Annotated in this window: 23 protein-coding genes; 11 read left to right on the top strand and 12 right to left on the bottom strand. The window is 73.1% G+C overall.

Annotated features, from left to right (window positions below; translation table 11 throughout):
• Positions 1–131: 131 nt before the first annotated feature.
• Positions 132–896 (bottom strand): SurA N-terminal domain-containing protein, encoded by a 765-nt coding sequence (locus K4G59_RS01200; RefSeq protein WP_231248663.1) that lies wholly within the window; start codon positions 894–896, stop codon positions 132–134.
• 64 nt (positions 897–960) lie between these two features.
• Positions 961–1,356, bottom strand: a complete 396-nt coding sequence (locus K4G59_RS01195; protein ID WP_231248662.1) for a hypothetical protein — start codon at positions 1,354–1,356, stop codon at positions 961–963.
• 45 nt (positions 1,357–1,401) lie between these two features.
• On the opposite strand from K4G59_RS01195, the gene K4G59_RS01190 reads away from it, so the two are divergent.
• The gene (locus K4G59_RS01190; RefSeq protein WP_231248661.1) at positions 1,402–1,974 is read left to right on the top strand and encodes a carboxymuconolactone decarboxylase family protein; all 573 of its coding nucleotides are present in this window, start codon (positions 1,402–1,404) and stop codon (positions 1,972–1,974) included.
• Between the two features lie 9 nt (positions 1,975–1,983).
• On the opposite strand, the gene K4G59_RS01185 is transcribed toward K4G59_RS01190, so the two are convergent.
• Positions 1,984–2,730 carry a sigma-70 family RNA polymerase sigma factor gene (locus tag K4G59_RS01185; RefSeq protein WP_231248660.1) on the bottom strand — a complete coding sequence of 249 codons (747 nt, stop codon included), beginning with the start codon at positions 2,728–2,730 and terminating at the stop codon, positions 1,984–1,986.
• A 132-nt stretch (positions 2,731–2,862) separates the two neighbouring features.
• Positions 2,863–3,834 (bottom strand): helix-turn-helix transcriptional regulator, encoded by a 972-nt coding sequence (locus K4G59_RS20320; protein WP_231248659.1) that lies wholly within the window; start codon positions 3,832–3,834, stop codon positions 2,863–2,865.
• Between the two features lie 176 nt (positions 3,835–4,010).
• Between K4G59_RS20320 and K4G59_RS01175 the strand changes: the two genes are divergently transcribed.
• The 5 genes from K4G59_RS01175 to K4G59_RS01155 all read left to right on the top strand — a co-directional run bounded on the left by K4G59_RS01175 (position 4,011) and on the right by K4G59_RS01155 (position 7,843).
• On the top strand, positions 4,011–4,358 hold the full coding sequence (locus tag K4G59_RS01175; protein WP_231248658.1) for an ANTAR domain-containing protein: 348 nt from the start codon (positions 4,011–4,013) through the stop codon (positions 4,356–4,358).
• On the top strand, positions 4,355–5,065 hold the full coding sequence (locus tag K4G59_RS01170) for a GAF and ANTAR domain-containing protein (protein ID WP_231248657.1): 711 nt from the start codon (positions 4,355–4,357) through the stop codon (positions 5,063–5,065). Before K4G59_RS01175 ends, K4G59_RS01170 begins: the two co-directional genes overlap by 4 nt.
• Before the next feature lie 104 nt (positions 5,066–5,169).
• On the top strand, positions 5,170–5,607 hold the full coding sequence (locus K4G59_RS01165) for an SRPBCC family protein (protein WP_231248656.1): 438 nt from the start codon (positions 5,170–5,172) through the stop codon (positions 5,605–5,607).
• A complete protein-coding gene (locus K4G59_RS01160; RefSeq protein ID WP_231248655.1) occupies positions 5,604–7,226 on the top strand; it encodes a phytoene desaturase family protein in 1,623 nt (540 codons plus the stop codon). Before K4G59_RS01165 ends, K4G59_RS01160 begins: the two co-directional genes overlap by 4 nt.
• A complete protein-coding gene (locus tag K4G59_RS01155; RefSeq protein ID WP_231248654.1) occupies positions 7,223–7,843 on the top strand; it encodes a methyltransferase in 621 nt (206 codons plus the stop codon). Before K4G59_RS01160 ends, K4G59_RS01155 begins: the two co-directional genes overlap by 4 nt.
• Here K4G59_RS01155 and K4G59_RS01150 read toward each other — a convergent pair.
• Genes K4G59_RS01150 through K4G59_RS01140 form a run of 3 tightly spaced genes read right to left on the bottom strand, consistent with a single transcriptional unit; the run spans position 7,840 to position 10,183 of the window.
• Complete coding sequence (locus tag K4G59_RS01150) at positions 7,840–8,052, bottom strand: CDGSH iron-sulfur domain-containing protein (protein WP_231248653.1); 213 nt, start codon at positions 8,050–8,052, stop codon at positions 7,840–7,842. The genes K4G59_RS01155 and K4G59_RS01150 overlap by 4 nt on opposite strands.
• A complete protein-coding gene (locus tag K4G59_RS01145; protein ID WP_231248652.1) occupies positions 8,049–9,005 on the bottom strand; it encodes an iron-containing redox enzyme family protein in 957 nt (318 codons plus the stop codon). Before K4G59_RS01145 ends, K4G59_RS01150 begins: the two co-directional genes overlap by 4 nt.
• Positions 9,002–10,183, bottom strand: coding sequence for a zinc-dependent alcohol dehydrogenase (locus K4G59_RS01140; RefSeq protein WP_231248651.1), 1,182 nt, complete (start codon positions 10,181–10,183; stop codon positions 9,002–9,004). The genes K4G59_RS01145 and K4G59_RS01140 overlap by 4 nt, the downstream gene beginning before the upstream one ends.
• Positions 10,184–10,308: 125 nt before the next feature.
• Between K4G59_RS01140 and K4G59_RS01135 the strand changes: the two genes are divergently transcribed.
• The gene (locus tag K4G59_RS01135; protein WP_231248650.1) at positions 10,309–10,761 is read left to right on the top strand and encodes a hypothetical protein; all 453 of its coding nucleotides are present in this window, start codon (positions 10,309–10,311) and stop codon (positions 10,759–10,761) included.
• A gap of 7 nt (positions 10,762–10,768) precedes the next feature.
• On the opposite strand, the gene K4G59_RS01130 is transcribed toward K4G59_RS01135, so the two are convergent.
• Together K4G59_RS01130 and K4G59_RS01125 are read right to left on the bottom strand one after the other, a co-directional pair.
• Positions 10,769–11,434 carry a helix-turn-helix transcriptional regulator gene (locus tag K4G59_RS01130; RefSeq protein ID WP_231248649.1) on the bottom strand — a complete coding sequence of 222 codons (666 nt, stop codon included), beginning with the start codon at positions 11,432–11,434 and terminating at the stop codon, positions 10,769–10,771.
• 76 nt (positions 11,435–11,510) lie between these two features.
• Positions 11,511–12,182 (bottom strand): ANTAR domain-containing protein, encoded by a 672-nt coding sequence (locus tag K4G59_RS01125; protein WP_231248648.1) that lies wholly within the window; start codon positions 12,180–12,182, stop codon positions 11,511–11,513.
• A 134-nt stretch (positions 12,183–12,316) separates the two neighbouring features.
• On the opposite strand from K4G59_RS01125, the gene K4G59_RS01120 reads away from it, so the two are divergent.
• Positions 12,317–12,997: an HAD family hydrolase gene (locus tag K4G59_RS01120; protein ID WP_231248647.1), complete on the top strand. Its 681-nt coding sequence runs from the start codon at positions 12,317–12,319 to the stop codon at positions 12,995–12,997.
• 13 nt (positions 12,998–13,010) lie between these two features.
• Here the strand turns inward: K4G59_RS01120 and K4G59_RS01115 are convergent, their stop codons facing one another.
• Positions 13,011–13,634, bottom strand: coding sequence for a flavodoxin family protein (locus K4G59_RS01115; RefSeq protein WP_231248646.1), 624 nt, complete (start codon positions 13,632–13,634; stop codon positions 13,011–13,013).
• Between the two features lie 234 nt (positions 13,635–13,868).
• On the opposite strand from K4G59_RS01115, the gene K4G59_RS01110 reads away from it, so the two are divergent.
• Together K4G59_RS01110 and K4G59_RS01105 are read left to right on the top strand one after the other, a co-directional pair.
• A complete protein-coding gene (locus K4G59_RS01110; protein WP_231248645.1) occupies positions 13,869–14,051 on the top strand; it encodes a hypothetical protein in 183 nt (60 codons plus the stop codon).
• The gene (locus K4G59_RS01105; RefSeq protein ID WP_231248644.1) at positions 14,048–15,481 is read left to right on the top strand and encodes an FAD-dependent oxidoreductase; all 1,434 of its coding nucleotides are present in this window, start codon (positions 14,048–14,050) and stop codon (positions 15,479–15,481) included. The genes K4G59_RS01110 and K4G59_RS01105 overlap by 4 nt, the downstream gene beginning before the upstream one ends.
• A 9-nt stretch (positions 15,482–15,490) precedes the next feature.
• On the opposite strand, the gene K4G59_RS01100 is transcribed toward K4G59_RS01105, so the two are convergent.
• On the bottom strand, positions 15,491–16,081 hold the full coding sequence (locus tag K4G59_RS01100) for a rhomboid family intramembrane serine protease (RefSeq protein WP_231248643.1): 591 nt from the start codon (positions 16,079–16,081) through the stop codon (positions 15,491–15,493).
• Between the two features lie 189 nt (positions 16,082–16,270).
• Between K4G59_RS01100 and K4G59_RS01095 the strand changes: the two genes are divergently transcribed.
• Positions 16,271–16,711 (top strand): SRPBCC family protein, encoded by a 441-nt coding sequence (locus K4G59_RS01095; protein WP_231248642.1) that lies wholly within the window; start codon positions 16,271–16,273, stop codon positions 16,709–16,711.
• Between the two features lie 17 nt (positions 16,712–16,728).
• Here K4G59_RS01095 and K4G59_RS01090 read toward each other — a convergent pair whose 3' ends face one another.
• Positions 16,729–17,424 (bottom strand): GAF and ANTAR domain-containing protein, encoded by a 696-nt coding sequence (locus K4G59_RS01090; RefSeq protein ID WP_231248641.1) that lies wholly within the window; start codon positions 17,422–17,424, stop codon positions 16,729–16,731.
• Positions 17,425–17,452: the final 28 nt, after the last annotated feature.

Genomic DNA, 17,452 nt, shown 5'->3' with positions numbered 1-17,452 from the left:
CAGGCACGTGCCGACGGGGCACGCACGCACACAGGACGGACACACGGGAGCAACAATAGTGCCTCCCGCACCCACCCGGCAGCATCGCCGCAGCCCCGGACCACCGGGTCCACGACCTCGGCGCGTCGGGGTCAGAGGTTGACGGTGATCTCCGCGGCCTCGCGCAGGTCCGCCACGAGCGCCCCGGCGACCGAGCCGGTCTCCTGGGCCCTGGCCTGCTCGACGAGCTGGCTGCGCACCTGGGCGAACGGCGGGATCTGCTGGCCGCCCTGGCCCGACTGCGCCTGCTGCTTCGCGGCGTCGTAGATCGCGCGGAGCTCCTTCTCGGTGGGCTCGAACGGCCCGCTCTCGTCCTCGACGAGCTGCTCGACCAGGACCTGGGTCTCGACCTGGGCGCGCGCGGTCTCCTCGTCCATGCCCTGCTGCGCGATGGCGGCGAGCAGCTCCTCGCCGCTCTCCATCCCGTTCTGCTCGGCGAGCGAGGCGAGCTCGGCGTCGACGTCCTCGTCGGTGACCTCGATCCCGCGGGCCTCGGCCTCCTGCGCGAGCAGCTCGGTGTCGACCAGGTCGTCGAGGGTCGCCCGCTTGAGCGCCTCCTCGTCGGGGGCCTCGCCGGTCGTCTGCGACTGCGCCGTGGCCTGCTCGAGCTGCGCCTCGTAGATCGGGACGAACTCGTCCTTGGTGACCTCCTCGCCGTTGACCTCCGCGACGACGTCGGGGATGCCGGCACCGGCCTCGGACTGCTCCGAGTCGCTCGACGTGGCGGCCGGGGCGTCCTTGTCGGCGTCGGCGGAGGAGCCGTCGCCACCTCCGCAGGCCGAGAGGGTCAGCACCGCGGCGACCGCGAGGGCGCCGAGGGACGTACGGGTTCGGTGGGTGCGCATCGTGTGAGTCATCGCGCTCGACGGTACGCACCGAACCTGAGCGCGCTCCTCAGGTTCGGCAGGGCTGGCCGGGCCGTCAGTCGGGCAGGGTGTCCGGCACGACGAGCGCGTCCGGGTCCTGCCGCACCGGCAGCTGGGCGAGGGCCGTGCGCACGAGGGTGAGGCGCGCGGCGACCGCCACCTTCTGGCGGATCCGACCCACGCCGCTCTCGCCCAGGGTCTCCTCCACGGCGGTGGCGATCTGGGCGTCGGTGAAGGTGGGCCGGGTGCCGGCCGGGACCTCGACGTCGGGCAGGGCGAGCAGCACCGGAAGCACCTGGCTGCCGACGGCCTCGAGCAGGTGGTAGCGCTCGATCTTGCTCATCGACTCCCACGCCTCCCCGCCCCTGGCGCGGCGTCGCCCCTTGGCGCCGGCGACGACCTTGGCGGCCGCGGTCACGGCGACGGTCAGCTCGTGCTCGGTGAAACGCATGCGTCCAGCATGCCGGACCCTGCCACTGCGGGCATCCTGTGTCCCATGCGCCTGCCCGACCTCGACCCTGCCGACCTGACCGACGCCCAGCGCGCGCTGCGTGCGCGGATCATCGGCGGCCCGCGCGGCAGCGGGACCCAGCACTTCCCCCTGACGACGCCCGACGGCGCCCTCACCGGGCCGTTCCAGGTGATGCTCCACGAGCCGGCCCTCGGCGCCCCGCTGCAAGAGCTCGGCAGCGCGGTGCGCTACGCGACGGGCCTGTCCGACCGGGTGCGGGAGATCGCGATCCTGGCGGTCGCCGCGGCCACCGACAGCGCCTTCGAGCAGTGGGCGCACGCACGCATCGGCCGGGCCGCCGGACTCCACGACACGGAGCTGGCGGCCCTGGCCGAGGGACGCTTCACCTCCGACGACGCCATCGAGCAGACGGCGTACGACTTCTGCCGGCGCCTGCTCCAGGACACCTCACACGTCGACGACGAGGTCTACGCGCGGTTGCACACCGCGATCGGCACGACGACGATCACCGAGCTCGTGGTGCTGGTCGGCTACTACCGCACCCTCGCCCAGCTCCTCGACGTCTTCGACGTCGGGGTGCCGGACGAGCAGCACTGAGGTCGTGGGTCAGGCGGCCGACTCCGCGAGCTCGGCACGCAGGTCCTTGAGGATCCGGGTGAGCACCCGCGACACCTGCGCCTGCGTGAGCCCGACCGCGTCGGCGATCTCCTGCTGCGTCCGCTCGTCGAAGAATCGCAGGTGCACGATCCGCCGGTCGCGGGGGGACAGGAGGCGTACGACCGGAGCGAGCACGATGCGCGCCTCGGCCTGGGCGATGTCCCGGTCCTCGCGACCCATCAGCTCGCCGAGCGGCGAGCCGCCCTCACCGACGGGGACGTCGAGCGAGGTCGGCGTGAAGCAACCGTCGGCGCCGAGTGCCTCGACCACGTCGTCGAGGCCGGCGCCGAGGTGGGCGGCGATCTCGGTGGGGCGCGGTGAGCGACCGAGCCTGCCGCCGAGCTCTTCCTGGGCAGCGGCGATCCTCGCCTGGAGCTCCTGGATGCGCCGGGGCGGGCGGACGGTCCAGCCGGCGTCGCGGAAGTGGCGGCGCAGCTCACCGCGAACGGTGGGCACGGCATAGGACAGGAAGTCGTGACCGGCGTCGCCGTCGAAGCGGCGGGCGGCCTTGGTCAGCCCGAGAAGGGCGACCTGCTCGAGGTCGTCGAGGTCGATGCCACGGTTGCGGTAGCGGGCGGCCATCGAGCGTGCCAGCGGGATGTGCTGGGCGATGAGCTCCTCCGGGGTGCGCCGGTCCGACGGGACGGGCTCGCGGGCAGAGGAGGGATGGGCGAGGTGCAGCGGGGCATTCGACACGGGGACCACGAGAGTTCCTCTCGGTAGTCGAAGATCTTGCCGTGGTCTCCAGCAAGTCATCTGTCACGAGCCTGACACCGACGCCGGCGGCACGACAGCCGAATAACGAACCGTTCGGGCCAGGACGTCGGGTCAGGACGTTGCGCGTTGCAGGGTGTCGCGCGGGTTCTCGTCGAAGACCGCGCGATAGCTCGAGGCGAAGCGACCGGGGTTGAAGAAGCCGAGCCGAGCCGCCGCGTCGGTCACGCTCGGGACGGAGCCCTCGCGCAGGGATCGCCGGACGAGGTCGAGCCGGACCCGGCGGAGGTAGTCCATCGGCGTGCAGTCGAGGTGGCGGCGGAAGGCGTACTGCAGGGCGCGCGGGGAGACCCCGCACGCGCTCGCCAGGTCGTCGAGCTTCAGGTCCTCGTAGGCGCGGACCTCGATGAGGTGCATCGCGTTGCGCACCAGCGACGGGGTGGCGTCGCGGCTGCCCGACCCGCGGTCGAGGCGGGAGGCCCGGGCCATCACGTTGTTGGGGAAGGTCTGGAGCAGGGTCTGGGCCAGCAGGCGACCGACCTCGGCCTTCTCGGCGGCTGTGGTCGGGGTGCGGTGGCTCAGCTGGTCGACGGTGGCGCGCCAGCGCGCCCCGGCGGACGGCGTACGCGGGACGTAGGAGCTGAAGCTGATCTGCTGCCACGAGCAGTCGGGGACGAGCTCCTCCACGGCGGCGGTCACGGCCTCGGTGGTGAGCGTGGTCGTGCGCACCTCGAAGCCGTGGCTCGTGTTGGTGAACGGCATGTCCCACCCGGCGACGAGCACGGAGTCGCCGTCGCGGTTGCGGCTGGTGACCTCCTCGCGGGAGTACTGCGAGTCGCCGCCGATGAGGTCGACGACCACGAGGGCCGGCATGGGGTCGGAGTCGACGGTGAAGGCCGAGTCGATCAGCAGGTGGTCGAACGCGACGGTGCCGTGGTCGACGCGGCTGTGGCGCACCGTCCCGACGCGGCCCGACAGCCGCAGGGAGGTGCCGTAGGCCCGGTCGAGCCACGCGCGGGCGTCGTCGCCGACGCCTTCGAAGTCATAGGTCCCGGACGGAACGCGCTTGGAGATCGAGTGCGGCACCGGCCACCACCCCCAGGGAGGAGGAGTTCAACGACCCGTGTGCTCGAGCCGTTCGCCAGACTAGACCACCTGCTCTCACCTGCCCAGTCGGGCGGTCGGCCCCACCCTGTAGCATGGTCGGGCTCGATCGTGCTCCGCCCTGTGTCCGCGGACTGACGTCATTGAGAGGTGACCTCATGTCTGGGACATCCCTGCCCTCCGACGGCTCCACCGAGCCCGTGGCCGCCCTGCGTGACGAGGTCGCGCAGCTCCACGAGGCGGTGCGGTCGCAGCGCGACATCGGCATGGCCGTCGGTCTCGTCTCGGCCCGGTACGGGTGCAGCACCGAGCAGGCCTGGCGCACCATGCAGCGCGTCTCGCAGGACAGCAACACCAAGGTCCGCACCGTCGCGCGCGTGCTCGTGGCCACCCACGACGGCACCGCGGGCGCCGACGACGCCGCAGTGCTCGAGACCTTCGTGGACCATCTGCCCGCCTCCGGCTGGCCAACGGGTCCGTGGACGGGGGAAGATCTCGCTCCATGAGCATCGATGCAGCGGCGCTGGCCGAGAGCCTGCGCCGGCTGACCCTGTCGCGCGAGGACAACGGCAGCGTCGTCTCCGCCCTGGAGGCCGTGCTCGACGCCTGCGTCGACCTCTTCGACGTCCGGGGCGCGGGCCTGCTGGTCGCCGACGAGCAGGACATGCTCCGCTACGTCGCGTCCACCGAGGGCCCGGGTCGGCTCCTGGAGACGACCGAGGCCGCGGCGGGTGAGGGCCCGTGCACGGAGGCCTTCGTCGAGGCGCGTGTGGTCACCACGCACGACGTGACTGCCGAGCCGGAGCGCTGGCCCGCCCTGGCCCGCGCCATGGCCGCGCAGCCCGTGCGCGCCGTGCTCGGCACGCCGGTGCGTGTCGGCGGCGTGCCGGTCGGAACCCTCGACGTCTACCGCGAGCACGCCCACGAGTGGGACGAGAGCGAGGTGACGGCGCTCGCGCGCTACGCGGAGGTCATCGCCACCACGCTCATGGCCGCTGTGCAGGCGCACACCGCGGGCGAGCTCGCGCGACAGCTCCAGTACGCCCTCGACTACCGCGTCGTCATCGAGCGGGCCGTCGGCTTCCTCATGGCCAAGGAGTCGACCGACCCGGTCGCCGCCTTCAACGCGCTGCGCACCGCGGCCCGCACCAGCCGCACCAAGATCGGGGTCGTCGCCGAGCACGTCCTCGAGCACGGGGCCCTGCCCGCCTGAACGGTCGCGTCCCTCGTCGGCGCGACACCCACCCTGGGGATGGGTGCACCGCGCATGGAGCCGCGGAGGTGGGGGTACGTCGACCACATGCCGGAGAACCTCGCATGAGCACCACGAGCCGCCCCATGTCCGCGACCCCCGAGCAGGTCTGGTCGGTCCTCGCCGACGGCTGGCTCTACCCCTTGTTCGTCGTGGGCGCGTCACGGATGCGCGAGGTCGACGACACGTGGCCCGCGGTCGGGTCGCGCCTGCACCACAGCGTCGGCACGTGGCCACTGCTGATCGACGACACGACCGAGGTCCTCGAGGTCGAGGAGGAGCGGCGCATCGTCCTCAGGGCGCGCGGCTGGCCCGCGGGAGAGGCACGCGTCGAGATCTTGCTGCGCCCCACCGCCGACTCCACGGTCGTGACGATCGTGGAGAACGCGACCGCCGGCCCCGGCGCCCTCGTGCCCAAGCCCGTCCAGGACGTCCAGCTCCACCTGCGCAACACCGAGACCCTGCGCCGCCTCGCGTTCGTGGCGGAGGGCCGGGCCCGGTGAGGACGGCCGCGGCCGCCGCGCACGACGCGATCGTCGTCGGCGCCGGTCCCAACGGGCTGGTCGCCGCCAACATGCTCGCCGACGCCGGCTGGCGCGTGCTGGTCCTCGAGGCCCAGGACACCCCGGGCGGGGCCGTCCGCAGCGACCGCGAGGTGCACCCGGACTTCGTCCACGACACCTTCAGCGCCTTCTACCCCCTCGCCCGCGCCTCCCGGGCGATGACCTCGCTGCGGCTCGAGGATCACGGACTGGTGTGGGACCACGCCCCGGCCGTGCTCGGGCATCCCTACGGCGACGCGCAGTGGGCGCTGCTGCACCGTGACCGCGAGCGCACTGCCGCCGGCCTCGACGAGCTGCGTGCCGGCGACGGTGAGGCGTGGCTCGAGCTGTGCACCACCTGGGACCGCATCGGTCCGTCCCTCGTCGACGGCCTCACCTCGCCGTTCCCGCCCGTCCGCGCCGGCGCGCGGCTGCTGCCGGCCCTGGCGCGTGCCGGCGGCCTCGACGTCGTACGCCGCCTGGCCACACCGGTCGCGTCCCTGGGCCGCGAGCTGTTCTCCGGGCCGGCGGCCCCGTTGCTGCTCGCCGGCAACGCCGGCCACGCCGACTTCCCGCTCGCGTCCCCCGGCTCCGGCGTCTTCGGGGTGCTGATGACGATGCTCGGCCAGACGGTCGGTTTTCCCGTGCCGCGCGGCGGCGCGCAGTCGCTCACCGACGCCCTCGTCGCGCGGCTGGTCAGTCGCGGCGGCACCCTGACGACCGGCACGCCCGTCACGCGCGTCGTCGTGCGTGGCGGGCGCGTGAGCGGCGTGGTGACGGCCGACGGGGGCTGGTACGCCGCCCCGGCCGTGCTCGCCGACGTGGTCGCCCCGCGGTTGTTCGGTGACCTGGTGCGCGCAGAGGACCTGCCGGCCCGCGTGGTGCGCGGGATGCGCCACTTCGAGCTCGACCCGGGCACCGTGAAGGTGGACTGGGCGCTGTCGGGACCGGTGCCGTGGACCGCACGACCTGCCGACGTGCCGGGCACGGTGCACGTCGCCGACTCCGTGGAGGAGATGACCCGGACGCTCGCGCAGGTGGGCTCCGGGGTCGTGCCGGACCGGCCGTTCCTGCTCACCGGCCAGATGACCACCAGCGACCCCACCCGCTCGCCGGCCGGCACGGAGTCGATGTGGGCCTACACCCACGTCCCGCAGCCCGACGCGACCCGGTCCGACGCCGGAGGCGAGATCAGCGGGCGGTGGGACCTCGACGACCTCGAGCGCTTCGCCGACCGCATGCAGGCGCGCATCGAGGAGCGCGCGCCGGGCTTCGGCGACCTGGTCGCCGCCCGCCGCGTGCTGGGACCCCACGAGCTCGAGGCGCGCAACGCCAACCTCATCGGCGGCGCGGTCAACGGCGGCACCTCGCAGCTGCACCAGGAGCTGGTCTTCAGACCCGTGCCCGCGATGCGCGGCCGCGCCGCCACGGGCCTGCCCGGGCTCTACCTCGCCTCCGCCTCCGCCCATCCCGGTGGTGGCGTGCACGGAGCGGCCGGTGCCAACGCCGCTCGCGCGGCGATCTGGCACCAGCGCACCCGCTCACTGCCCCGACGACATACGAGACAGGTGGCCCCATGACCGACACGCTGGCCTTCGGCCCGCTCACCATCACCTTCGACGACCGGGTCCTGCGACCGCGCGAGTGGACCGCAGCCCAGTCCGAGTGGGCCGCGGAGCTGATGCGCACCGCTCCCGACGGTCCCGTGCTGGAGCTGTGCGCGGGCGCCGGGCACATCGGGCTGCTTGCCGTGGCGGAGAGCGAGCGGCGCCTGGTGTGCGTGGACGCCAACGCGGTGGCCTGCGACTTCGCGCGCGACAACGCCCGCGCCGCCGGCATGTCCGACCGGGTGGAGGTGCGCGAGGCCCGTCTGGAGACCGCGCTCGCCGACGACGACGTCTTCCCCGTCGTCATCGCCGATCCCCCGTGGGTCCCCCGCAGCGAGACCGGTCGCTTCCCCGAGGACCCGTTGAGCGCCATCGACGGCGGCGACGACGGCCTCGACGTGGCACGCGCGTGCCTGCGCGTGGTCGCCGACCACCTGGCGCCCGGGGGCTCGGCCGTCCTCCAGCTCGGCACCGCCGCGCAGGCCACGGCCCTGGCGCACGAGGACTGCTTCAGCGACGGGACACTCACGATGCCCGAGCTGCGCCAGCACGATCGCGGCGTGCTCGTCCGCATCGACCGGCCCGCCTAGGTCCGTGGAGCTCCCCGCGGGATGACCTTGTGCGTGCCGTCGCACCACGGCATCCGGCTCGACTTCTCGCACCGGCACAGCGCCACGACCGGGCGCTCGACGCGGTGCACGGTCCCGTCCGTGTCCTGGACCGACTCCGCGCCTCGCAGCAGCATCGGGCCGTGCGGCACCAGCACGACGTCGGGATGGTCGAAGTCGCCCGCGCTCATCCCCCCACCCCCCACGCGCCCAGCATGGCGGTGGCGAAGCGTGCCTCGGCGTCGAGGCACGTGAAGGCGCCGAAGAGGAGGTCCGCGGCCTGGTCGGGCTCGTCCTCGGCGAGGGTTCCGCAGATGTCGCGGGCCGCGAGGTGCTCGTGGACGGCATCGGCCTCGACGTGCTCGTCGTAGTAGTGCGACATCGGGCCGGTGAGGCCGAGACGGTCGAGCCCCTGCACCATCTTGCGCGACGGCAGCGAGCTCGTCATCTCGAACGCGGCCAGGTGACCCATGGCCGCGCCGCGCAGGCGGCGGTGCAGGCCGAGGAGGGACCCGGCGTTGTTCATCTCCAGGTTCTCGGTGACGGCGTCGTCGACGTAGGCGCCGTACTCGGCCCTCAGGCCGACGGCCTCGAGCCCGCGAGCGAAGAGGTGCGAGTGGAGCCGGTTGGGGTCGCCGTCGCCGTACTCGTCGAACTGGAGCGCCATCAGCGCCGCCTTGGCGCGCACCGGCAACCGCGGGACCACGAAGGCCGACGGGTCGGACTCCTTGAGGTGGTAGACCGAGCGCTGGCGCAGCAGCTCGAGCACCTGGTCGCGGTCGGCGTGGCGGCGCACGTGGTCGGCCAGCGACGGACCGTCGTCCTCGGCGACGAGCGCCTCGAGGGCACCGGGTACGTCGGCCGCGCCGGGCGCGGCACCGCCACCGGCCTCGGACCACCGCGAGCGCAGGCGGTCCTCGAGCGCCTCCTCGAGGTCGTGGCGCACGGCGAGGAGACCGGGGTCCCACTCCGCGCGGTCGTCGGCGTCCTCGAAGCCGCGGAAGGACAGCTCGTGGAGCGTCCAGAGCGCGATCGACTCGTCGTCCCAGGAGTCCGGCGCCGGAGCGACGCTGGTGAGGCCCGGCTCCGCGAGGCGGGCGACGAGCCACTCGCTCAGCACCCCGCGAGGCTTGGGGAGCCTCATGGCGTGAACACCACCTTGACCATGCCGTCCTCCTTGTCGCGGAACTTCCGGTAGGCCTCCGGGGCGTCGTCGAGAGGCAGGTGGTGCGTCGCGAAGGACTCGACACCGAGCACGTCGTCCTCCTGCTCGAGGAGGGCGAGGATGTCGTCGCTCCAGCGGCGGACGTTGGCCTGGCCCATCCGGATCTGCACCTGCTTGTCGAACAGCTGGAACATCGGCAACGGGTCGGTCGGGGCGCCGTAGACGCCGGAGATGCTGATGGTGCCGCCGCGACGCACCGCGTCGATGGCGCTCATCAGGGCGGCGAGCCGGTCCGAGCCCACGTTGAGCATGAGCTTCTCCTGCACCTTCCTGGGCAGGAAGGCGAGCGCCTTCTGCGCGGTCTCGGCGACGGGTGACCCGTGGGCCTCCATGCCGACCGCGTCGATCACGGCGTCCGCGCCACGACCGTCGGTCAGCTCGCGCACCCGGTCGCCGATGCCGTCGACCTCGGTGTGGTCGATCGTCTCCGCGCCGCGGCCGTGCAGGCGGGCGAGGCGCTCGCGGACCGAGTCCACGGCGATGACGCGCAGGCCGCGGTGCATCGCGATGCGCGCGGCCATGTCACCGATCGGGCCGGCGCCGACCACCAGGAGGGTGCCACCGTCCTCCACATCGGCGTACTCCACGGCCTGCCAGGCGGTGGGCAGGACGTCGGAGAGGAAGAGGAACCGGTCGTCCGTCGGGCCGTGCGGGACCTTGATCGGCAGCGCGTCGCCGAACGGGACGCGCAGCAGCTCGGCCTGGCCGCCGGGGACCTGGCCGTACAGCTTGCTGTAGCCGAAGAGGCTCGCGCCGGTGCCGGTGTCGCGGTTCTGCGTCGTCTCGCACTGGCTGAAGAGGCCGCGGTCGCACATCCAGCACGAGCCGCAGCTGATGTTGAACGGCACGACGACGCGGTCGCCGACCTGGAGCGTCTCGACCGCCGGGCCGACCTCGCGCACGATGCCCATCGGCTCGTGGCCGACGACGTCGCCCTCGGTCATGAACGGCGTGAGCGGGTCGTAGAGGTGCAGGTCGGACCCGCACAACCCGGTCGAGGTGACCTCCACGACCACGTCGGTCGGATCCTCGACCGTCGCGTCCGGGACGTCGATGACCTGCATGTCCTGCCTGCCCTGCCACGTGACTGCCTTCATGCTCGCCCAGTGCCCACACCGGTCCGGTCCCATGCGTCGCCACGCTCCGGCCGGGCCGGACGTCACGCTGCGCGACCATCCGTTGGAGGGTGGCGAGGACGTGGCGCGGGTGTGAGGCTCCGGGGATGACCGACGAGCGCGATCCCGAGCACCGCCGCCCCGCGGGCGTCAGCGACGAGACCGTCGAGGCGCTGGGCAAGCTGTCCGCCGCGCTCGACCACGTCGAGGACGCCCGCGGCCACCTCTACGCCTTCCACCGGCTCATGGGCAGCGCCGAGAGCACGCTGGAGGAGGCGACCGAGCTGGTCCGTGCCGCCGGGCACGACGACCTCGCCGACGCCCTGGACCGCGATGCCCTCGGGGCGAACCCGCTTCCGGGGATGTGGTCGTTCCAGATGGTCGAGGCGTTCGACGACGGCTTCTACGCGCGGGCCAAGGGCCTGCACCAGCGTGCACTGGACGAGCTGGTCGAGGGGCGCCGCCACATCTTCGAGGCGGAGATGAAGGAGCTGCGACGCACCCACGGGCGTACGGGCCACGAAGCCACTCCCGGCACGCCGAGCGGCCGGGAGGGCTGACCCGCCCTCAGACCCGGGCGGGGTGGGAGACGCGCAGGTTGTCGGTCGCCGACTCGCCGGGGACGAGCAGGCCGTGCTGGATGGCCCAGAGGACCGCCTGCGAGCGCGAGGTGACCTCGATCTTGGAGTAGGCGCCGCGGATGTAGGACTTCACCGAGTTGATGCTCAGGTTGGTCTCCTCGGCGATGTCGCGGTTGGCCTTGCCGGAGGCGATCATCGACAGCACCTCGGTCTCGCGCTGGGTGAGCGGCCACTTCTCGGTGCCCGGACGCGTCGCCTCGGGCTGGCCGGACCAGGCGTCGACGACGGTGCGTCCGTCGGCGATCTGCAGGAGGTTCCACACCAGGCGGCGGGCCGGCAGCCACTTGCTGACGAAGCCGGCGGCCCCGCGCGACATCTCGGTCGAGACGACCTCGGGGCTGCAGTCCCAGCCGTAGGCCACCATGCGGGTGGGGAAGCGCTTGGGCGCCGAGCGGGCTCCGGCCGAGCGGCGGGAGGGTTCGTAGAGGGTCAGGTCGCACAGCGGGGCGGGCTCACCGGCGCGGTGGGGCACCACGGAGACGATGGCGGCGTGGGGGTCGAGCATGGTGCGGAGTCCGTGGACGACGAGCTCGCTCTCGTCCAGGATCGCCACCTTGATGTGTCGGGCGGCGGGTGCAGGGTGTCGTTCCATGGCCCCCCGGTACCCCGATGGGCGGGGCGCATGCACCGGGTGACCTCACTCTCAGCGACTTCTCAGGCCGACCGGGTCACGACATCAGCGTCCTGGCCACGGCCGCGGCCTGGCTCTCGGAGACGCCGGCGGCACTCGCGCCCTGGCGCAGGAGAGAGAGCGCGTCATCGGTGGTGAGGCCCGCGCGTGCGGCGACCAGTCCGACGGCGACGTCGACGAGCCGCTGCTCACGCAACCGCTCGGGCGCCGCCTCGGCGCGTCGCAGCGTGTCGAAGCCGAGGTCGGCGTTGGTCACCGCGCCCGCCTGCCATGCGCCGAGCGCCTCGACGAGGCCGTCGATGCGGTCGCGGAAGGCGTGGGCCGTGGAGGCGTAGAGGTCGATGTTGAGCACCGCGCGCCCGTGCTCGACCACGGGCAGGCAGACGGTGCTCTCGATGCCGCTGAAGGCGCGCTCGCGGGCCATCTCGGCCCAGCCACGCTCGTCGAGGGCGTGCGCGTCCTCCGCGGGCTCCGCCGTGCCGGCGGGCGTCGAGGCAGCCTCGGTGTCCCGCCGCGCGCCGCTGGCGGTCGCGTCGTCGACCAACGTGAAGGTCAGGTCCTCCTCGAGCAGCGTGACACTGAGGGCCACACACTCGGGCACCGCGCGCACGGCCCAGCCCTCGATGACCCGCAGCAGCGCCTCGACGTCGTCGAGCGACGGCGCGACGTACTCGTCCAGGGCTTCGCGGCTCTCGGGCAGCAACTCCATGGCCATCCTCCTCGCCCCCCTCGACATCGGATGATCTCCTGCTGCAGATGGTCCTCCGCCCGGTGCGGGCACACCACACCCGCCCGGGCGTGCGCCCGCGTGGCGCATGAGGGTCCGCGGGGCGGGGTACGGGCGTGCTCGTGATCGCCCAGCACCCGTCCCCGCCCGTCGTCGTGCTCGACCTCGACGGCACCCTCGTCGACTCGGTCTACCAGCACGTCGTGGCCTGGCAGGCCGCCTTCCAGGACGTCGGCCGGCACGTCAGCGCGATGCGGGTGCACGAGTCCATCGGCATGGGCGGCGACCGTCTGGTCGCCCACGTGGCGGGCGACGCGGCCGAGGCTGCGGTCGGCGACGACGTGCGGGCCCTGCACGACCAGCACTTCCGGTCCGTGCTGCGCTCGGTCCCACCGCTCGACGGCGCCTCGGACCTGGTGGAGGCCCTCGTGGGGCACGGACATCCCGTCGCCGTGGCGTCGTCGTCCCCGGCGGACCTCGTCGACGACCTCCTCGACCTGCTCGACGCACGCCGTCACCTGTCCGCGGTCGTGACGGCCTCCGACGGCGCCGCCAGCAAGCCCGCCCCCGACCTGGTCGAGCTGGCCGTCGCGCGCGTCGGCGGAGGGCCTGCCGTCGTCGTGGGCGACACGGTGTGGGACGCGCTGTCGGGCGAGGCAGCGGGCGCACGCTGCATCGGGCTGCGCAGCGGAGGCGTCAGCGCCGAGCGGCTGCTCTCGGCCGGTGCGTCCTGGGTGCACGACGGCCCGCGCGACCTGCTCGAGCACCTCGGCGAGGGCCCGCTCCGCTCGCACTGAGCACGGTCCGTCCTCAGTCCCCGGCCGGGTAGGGCGCCTGCGTCAGCAGCCGTGCGAGATGGACGGCGTGGCGCGCCAGCACCTGCGTGGTGCCTGCGGTGGCGTCGGGGGTGGGCGAGACGTCCTTGTAGTCCACCGCCTGCATGGCCTCCCCCACCCAGTAGGTCACGCCCTGCGCCGGGACGGTGAAGCCGACGTCGGACAGCGCCTGGAACAGCTCGGCGCTCACGTGGTGAGCGCCGTCCTCGTTGCCCACCACGCCCACGCCCGCCACCTTGCCGAAGGTCAGGAGCCTGCCCTCGTCGTCGGTCTCGGACAGCTCGGCGTCGAGACGCTCGAGCACCATCTTCGCCACGGAGGAGGGCTGGCCCATCCAGATCGGCGTCACCAGGACGAGGATGTCGGCGTCCAGCACCTGCCGCCGCAACGCAGGCCAGGCGTCGCCGTCCCCCTCGTCCGTGCTCACCCCGAACCGGACGTCGTGGTCGACGACCCGCGCCGCAGCTCCACGGACCCCGAGGTCGGCGAACGCCGAGAGGACCTGCGAGCCGAGGAGCTCGGAGCTCGACTCGGCCGGCGACGCCTTGAGGGTGCAGTTGAGGACGAAGCAGGACAGGTTCTCGGTGGATTCGCTCATGCGAGGGCCCGTACCCGCCCGTCCACCCCACATGCACGAGACCCGTCGCGGGCTCCTCGCACGGCGTACGGGAGGTGGCCCGCGACGGGCCTGGTGGCTCTGGCCGCCGGGACGCGGCGGGGCGTCCCGGCGTGCTGGCCCTGTACCCCGGCAGCCCGGGTCCATGCGCCGGCTCATGAAGTCGCGGCGCCGGGGGTACGGAGGCTCGTCATGTCCCCGACGGAAGGACCCCTCATGACGCAGTCCGCCGACTCCGGCTCCGAGCCCGAGACCCAGGCCGACCCGCAGACGCACCTCGACACCGACCCGGCGAACGTGCCGGACGCCGTGGACGACCCGGCGCACGACGCCGACGAGGACGAGGGATGGGGCTCCGAGGGCGGCGCGACGCCGTCGGGACCCGCCACCGACACGTGACCTCGCTCTGGCTGGACCGCGCCACGGCGGTCGCGGACGACGCGCTGCCGGGGCCGGACGAGACGCTCCACACGGTCGTCGTCGGCGCCGGGCTGACCGGGCTGACGACGGCGCTGCTGCTCGCCCGCGCAGGTCTGCGCGTGGCGTGCGTGGAGGCCCGCGAGGTCGGTGCCGTCACCACCGGGCGCACCACGGGCAAGGTGTCGCTCCTCCAGGGCACCCACCTCTCCCGCATCAGGCGCCACCGCCCCCAGGCGGTGACCGCGGCCTACGTCGAGGCCAACCGCGAGGGCATGGAGTGGCTGCTGCGCTTCTGCGACGACCACGGCGTCGCCGTGCAGCGCCGCACGGCGGTGACGTACGCCGCCACGCCGACCGAGCTCGACTCCGTGCGCGCCGAGCACCGGGCAGCCGTCTCCACGGACCTGCCCGTGTCGTGGCACGACCGGCTCGACGTGCCCTTCCCGCACGTCGGGGCCACGGTGCTGCACGACCAGGCCCAGCTCGATGCCATGGAGGTGCTGCACGCCCTCGCGCTGCAGCTGCAGCTGCACGGCGGCACCCTGCACCAGCACCATCGCGTCACCTCGGTCTCCTTGACCGGCGAGCCCGCTGTCCACCTCGAGGGCGGTGAGGTCCTGCGTGCCGCACAGGTCGTCCTGGCGACGGGGACGCCGGTGCTCGACCGCGGACTCCACTTCGCGCGACTGGAGCCCCAACGCTCCTACGCCCTCGCCCTCTCGGGCGGTGGTCCCCTGGACGGGATGTACCTCTCGGGCGGTTCGGACTCGCGCTCGCTGCGGGACGCGCCGGGCGACATGCTCGTCGTCGGCGGCAGCGGCCACGTCGTGGGGCGCACCACCTCCGAGCTCGAGCACCTCGACGCCCTGCGGACGTGGAGCGCGACCTGGTTCCCGGACGCCGTCGAGACCCACCACTGGTCCGCGCAGGACTACAGCGCCCCCGACGGCGTGCCGATCGTCGACCGGCTCCCGGGCTCGCAGGGGCGTATCCACGTCGCCACCGGCTACGAGAAGTGGGGCATGACCAACGCGGTCGCCGCGGCCCGCACGATCTCCGGCGAGATCCTCGGCAGCGTGCCACCGTGGGCCCGGACCCTCCACGGCCGCCGACCCAGCGTGGCGGGCCTCGGCGAGGTCGCGCGGATCAACCTCGGGGTGGCCGGCGCCGTCGCCGCAGGTGCCGCACGGGTCGCCCGTGAGCGGCTGCCCGGAGCGGGTGCCGCGGCGAGCGCCCGGGAGTGCGGGGTCGTCGGCGTGTGCACCCACCTCGGCGGGCTGCTGCGGTGGAACGACGCGGAGGAGTCCTGGGACTGCCCGTTGCACGGCTCGCGCTTCACGCGCGACGGCGACGTGCTGGAGGGTCCGGCGACCGAGCCGCTCAGGCGCCGCAGACCAGATCGGCCTTGAGGTCACCGATCAGTACGTGGCGCTCGACTCACCGCGGGTGCGGGTGGTGAGGAGCCGCGCGGCGACGAAGCCGCCGACCGCGCCGAACAGGTGCCCCTGCCACGAGACGCCCGGCTGCCCGGGCAGCACGCCGAGCAGCGCGCTGCTGTAGAGGAGGAACACCGCGACGCCGATGAGGATCTCGGTGGGGCGGCGGTCGAGCAGGCCGCGCACGACCAGGAAGACGATCCAGCCGAAGATCAGGATCGATGCACCGGCGTGGATGCTGCCGGGTTGGGCGACGACCCAGACGCCGAGCCCGCCGACGACCCAGATGATGGCCGTGGCGAGGAGTCCGCGCCCGATCCCGGTGGCCAGCGTGAGGAAGCCGAGCACCAGCACGGGGACGGTGTTGCTGACCAGGTGGTCGAAGCCGAAGTGCAGCATCGGGGCGACCGCGACGCCGACGAGCCCGTCCTCGTCGCGGGGGCGTACGCCGAAGGAGTCGAGCGGGTTGCCGGTCGCCGCGTCGAAGATCTCGAGCACCCACAGGACCGCCACGAAGCCGGCGGTGAGCAGGGCAGCGGCCTTCCAGGCGGGCTCTCGTGCGGTGGTCGGCATCCCTGTCACCCGGCGACCTCGGGCGCGAAGCCGCCGGCGACCGGCGAGGCCTGCGGGGACCCGAAGTCCAGCAGCTCCTCGAGCCCGACGTCGGTGTTGGTCGCGATGGTGGGTGCCATGTCCCCGAGGCTAGCCCGGCACCCCTTCGGGCGGTTCGTCGCGCGCGGCCGCGTGACTACCGTCGAGGACATGACCACTGTGAGCCGTACGTTCGACGTCCGCCCCGAGCCCGCCGTGGTGGTGGACTACCTGAAGGACTTCAGCAACGCCGAGGAGTGGGACCCCGGCACCGAGAGCTGCACCCGCACCGACACCGGACCCGTCGCGGTCGGTTCGACGTGGCACAACACGTCGAAGATCGCCGGCGTGAGCACCGAGCTCGACTACACCCTCGAGAAGCTGACCGCCGACACGATCGTGCTCGTCGGGCGCAACGACAGCGCCGTCTCCACCGACACGATCACCGTGGTGCCGAACCCCGACGGCGTCGGCAGCCGGGTCACCTACGAGGCGAACATCGAGATGCAGGGCGCGGCCAAGCTGGCCGACCCGATCATGAAGGTCGTCTTCGAGAAGATCGGCAGCGACACCGAGGACGACATGACCACGGTGCTGAACCGCCTGGCCTGACGTCCTGCTGCCCGTCCTCAGGACTGGGCGTCGGGCAGCCGGCGGGTGCGCACCAGCCCGAGTGCGACGTCGACCAGCTTGGTGTTGGTGTGCGACGAGACCCGCTTGAGGTAGGACAGGGCCTGGTCGGCGTCGACGCCGAGCCGCTCCATCACGATGCCCTCGGCCTGCCCGATCACCGTCCGGCTGGCGAGCGCCACGCCGAGGCCCATGATCTCGCGGCTCGCGGCCATCGACACCGCGAGGTGACCGGCCAGCGCCTGCGCGGTGGCGAGGTCGTCGGCCTGGAAGGCACGCGCGCGCTCGGCATACAGGCTGAGCGTGCCGTAGGAGCCACGCGCGGTGAAGATCAGCAGCGACATCGACGACCTGAGCCCGAGCTCCTCGTGCACCCGCGCTCCCCACGTGGGCCACCGCTGGTCTCGAGGGAGATCGGTGCTGATGATCGTCTCCTCGTCGCGGTCGAGGACGTGGCACGGGCCCTCGCCCGACTCGTTCTGCAGCTTGTTGACCAGCTCGGGGACCTCGCTGGACCCGGCGAGGGTGAGGCACTCGCCGCGCCTGTTGAACGTCACCCCGGCGTGGGCGCACGGCCCGACCAGCTCCACGGCCGCTTCTACCGCGATCGTCAACCGGTCGTGGTCGGCGTCTGCGGCACCCATGGCCTGCGCCAGGTCGGCGAACTCGGTCGCGCTGGTCTTCTCCCCGGACACCCCTGCTCCTCCGCTCGGCGACCGGGCG

The organism is Nocardioides furvisabuli, from assembly GCF_021083185.1.
In the GTDB taxonomy this organism is placed as follows: domain Bacteria; phylum Actinomycetota; class Actinomycetes; order Propionibacteriales; family Nocardioidaceae; genus Nocardioides; species Nocardioides furvisabuli.
The sequence above is the reverse complement of the archived record's forward strand: the minus strand, read 5'-3'. Positions and strand labels throughout refer to the sequence as shown.

Coding starts and splice junctions, on each gene's coding strand:
- K4G59_RS01155 (WP_231248654.1), top strand. CDS start 7,223: ATGACCGACACGCTGGCCTTCGGCCCGCTCACCATCACCTTCGACGAC.
- K4G59_RS01095 (WP_231248642.1), top strand. CDS start 16,271: ATGACCACTGTGAGCCGTACGTTCGACGTCCGCCCCGAGCCCGCCGTG.
- K4G59_RS01200 (WP_231248663.1), bottom strand. CDS start 896: ATGACTCACACGATGCGCACCCACCGAACCCGTACGTCCCTCGGCGCC.
- K4G59_RS01125 (WP_231248648.1), bottom strand. CDS start 12,182: ATGGAGTTGCTGCCCGAGAGCCGCGAAGCCCTGGACGAGTACGTCGCG.
- K4G59_RS01190 (WP_231248661.1), top strand. CDS start 1,402: ATGCGCCTGCCCGACCTCGACCCTGCCGACCTGACCGACGCCCAGCGC.
- K4G59_RS01115 (WP_231248646.1), bottom strand. CDS start 13,634: ATGAGCGAATCCACCGAGAACCTGTCCTGCTTCGTCCTCAACTGCACC.
- K4G59_RS01175 (WP_231248658.1), top strand. CDS start 4,011: ATGTCTGGGACATCCCTGCCCTCCGACGGCTCCACCGAGCCCGTGGCC.
- K4G59_RS01110 (WP_231248645.1), top strand. CDS start 13,869: ATGACGCAGTCCGCCGACTCCGGCTCCGAGCCCGAGACCCAGGCCGAC.
- K4G59_RS01140 (WP_231248651.1), bottom strand. CDS start 10,183: ATGAAGGCAGTCACGTGGCAGGGCAGGCAGGACATGCAGGTCATCGAC.
- K4G59_RS01100 (WP_231248643.1), bottom strand. CDS start 16,081: ATGCCGACCACCGCACGAGAGCCCGCCTGGAAGGCCGCTGCCCTGCTC.
- K4G59_RS01170 (WP_231248657.1), top strand. CDS start 4,355: ATGAGCATCGATGCAGCGGCGCTGGCCGAGAGCCTGCGCCGGCTGACC.
- K4G59_RS01130 (WP_231248649.1), bottom strand. CDS start 11,434: ATGGAACGACACCCTGCACCCGCCGCCCGACACATCAAGGTGGCGATC.
- K4G59_RS01135 (WP_231248650.1), top strand. CDS start 10,309: ATGACCGACGAGCGCGATCCCGAGCACCGCCGCCCCGCGGGCGTCAGC.
- K4G59_RS01195 (WP_231248662.1), bottom strand. CDS start 1,356: ATGCGTTTCACCGAGCACGAGCTGACCGTCGCCGTGACCGCGGCCGCC.
- K4G59_RS01150 (WP_231248653.1), bottom strand. CDS start 8,052: ATGAGCGCGGGCGACTTCGACCATCCCGACGTCGTGCTGGTGCCGCAC.
- K4G59_RS01165 (WP_231248656.1), top strand. CDS start 5,170: ATGAGCACCACGAGCCGCCCCATGTCCGCGACCCCCGAGCAGGTCTGG.
- K4G59_RS01145 (WP_231248652.1), bottom strand. CDS start 9,005: ATGAGGCTCCCCAAGCCTCGCGGGGTGCTGAGCGAGTGGCTCGTCGCC.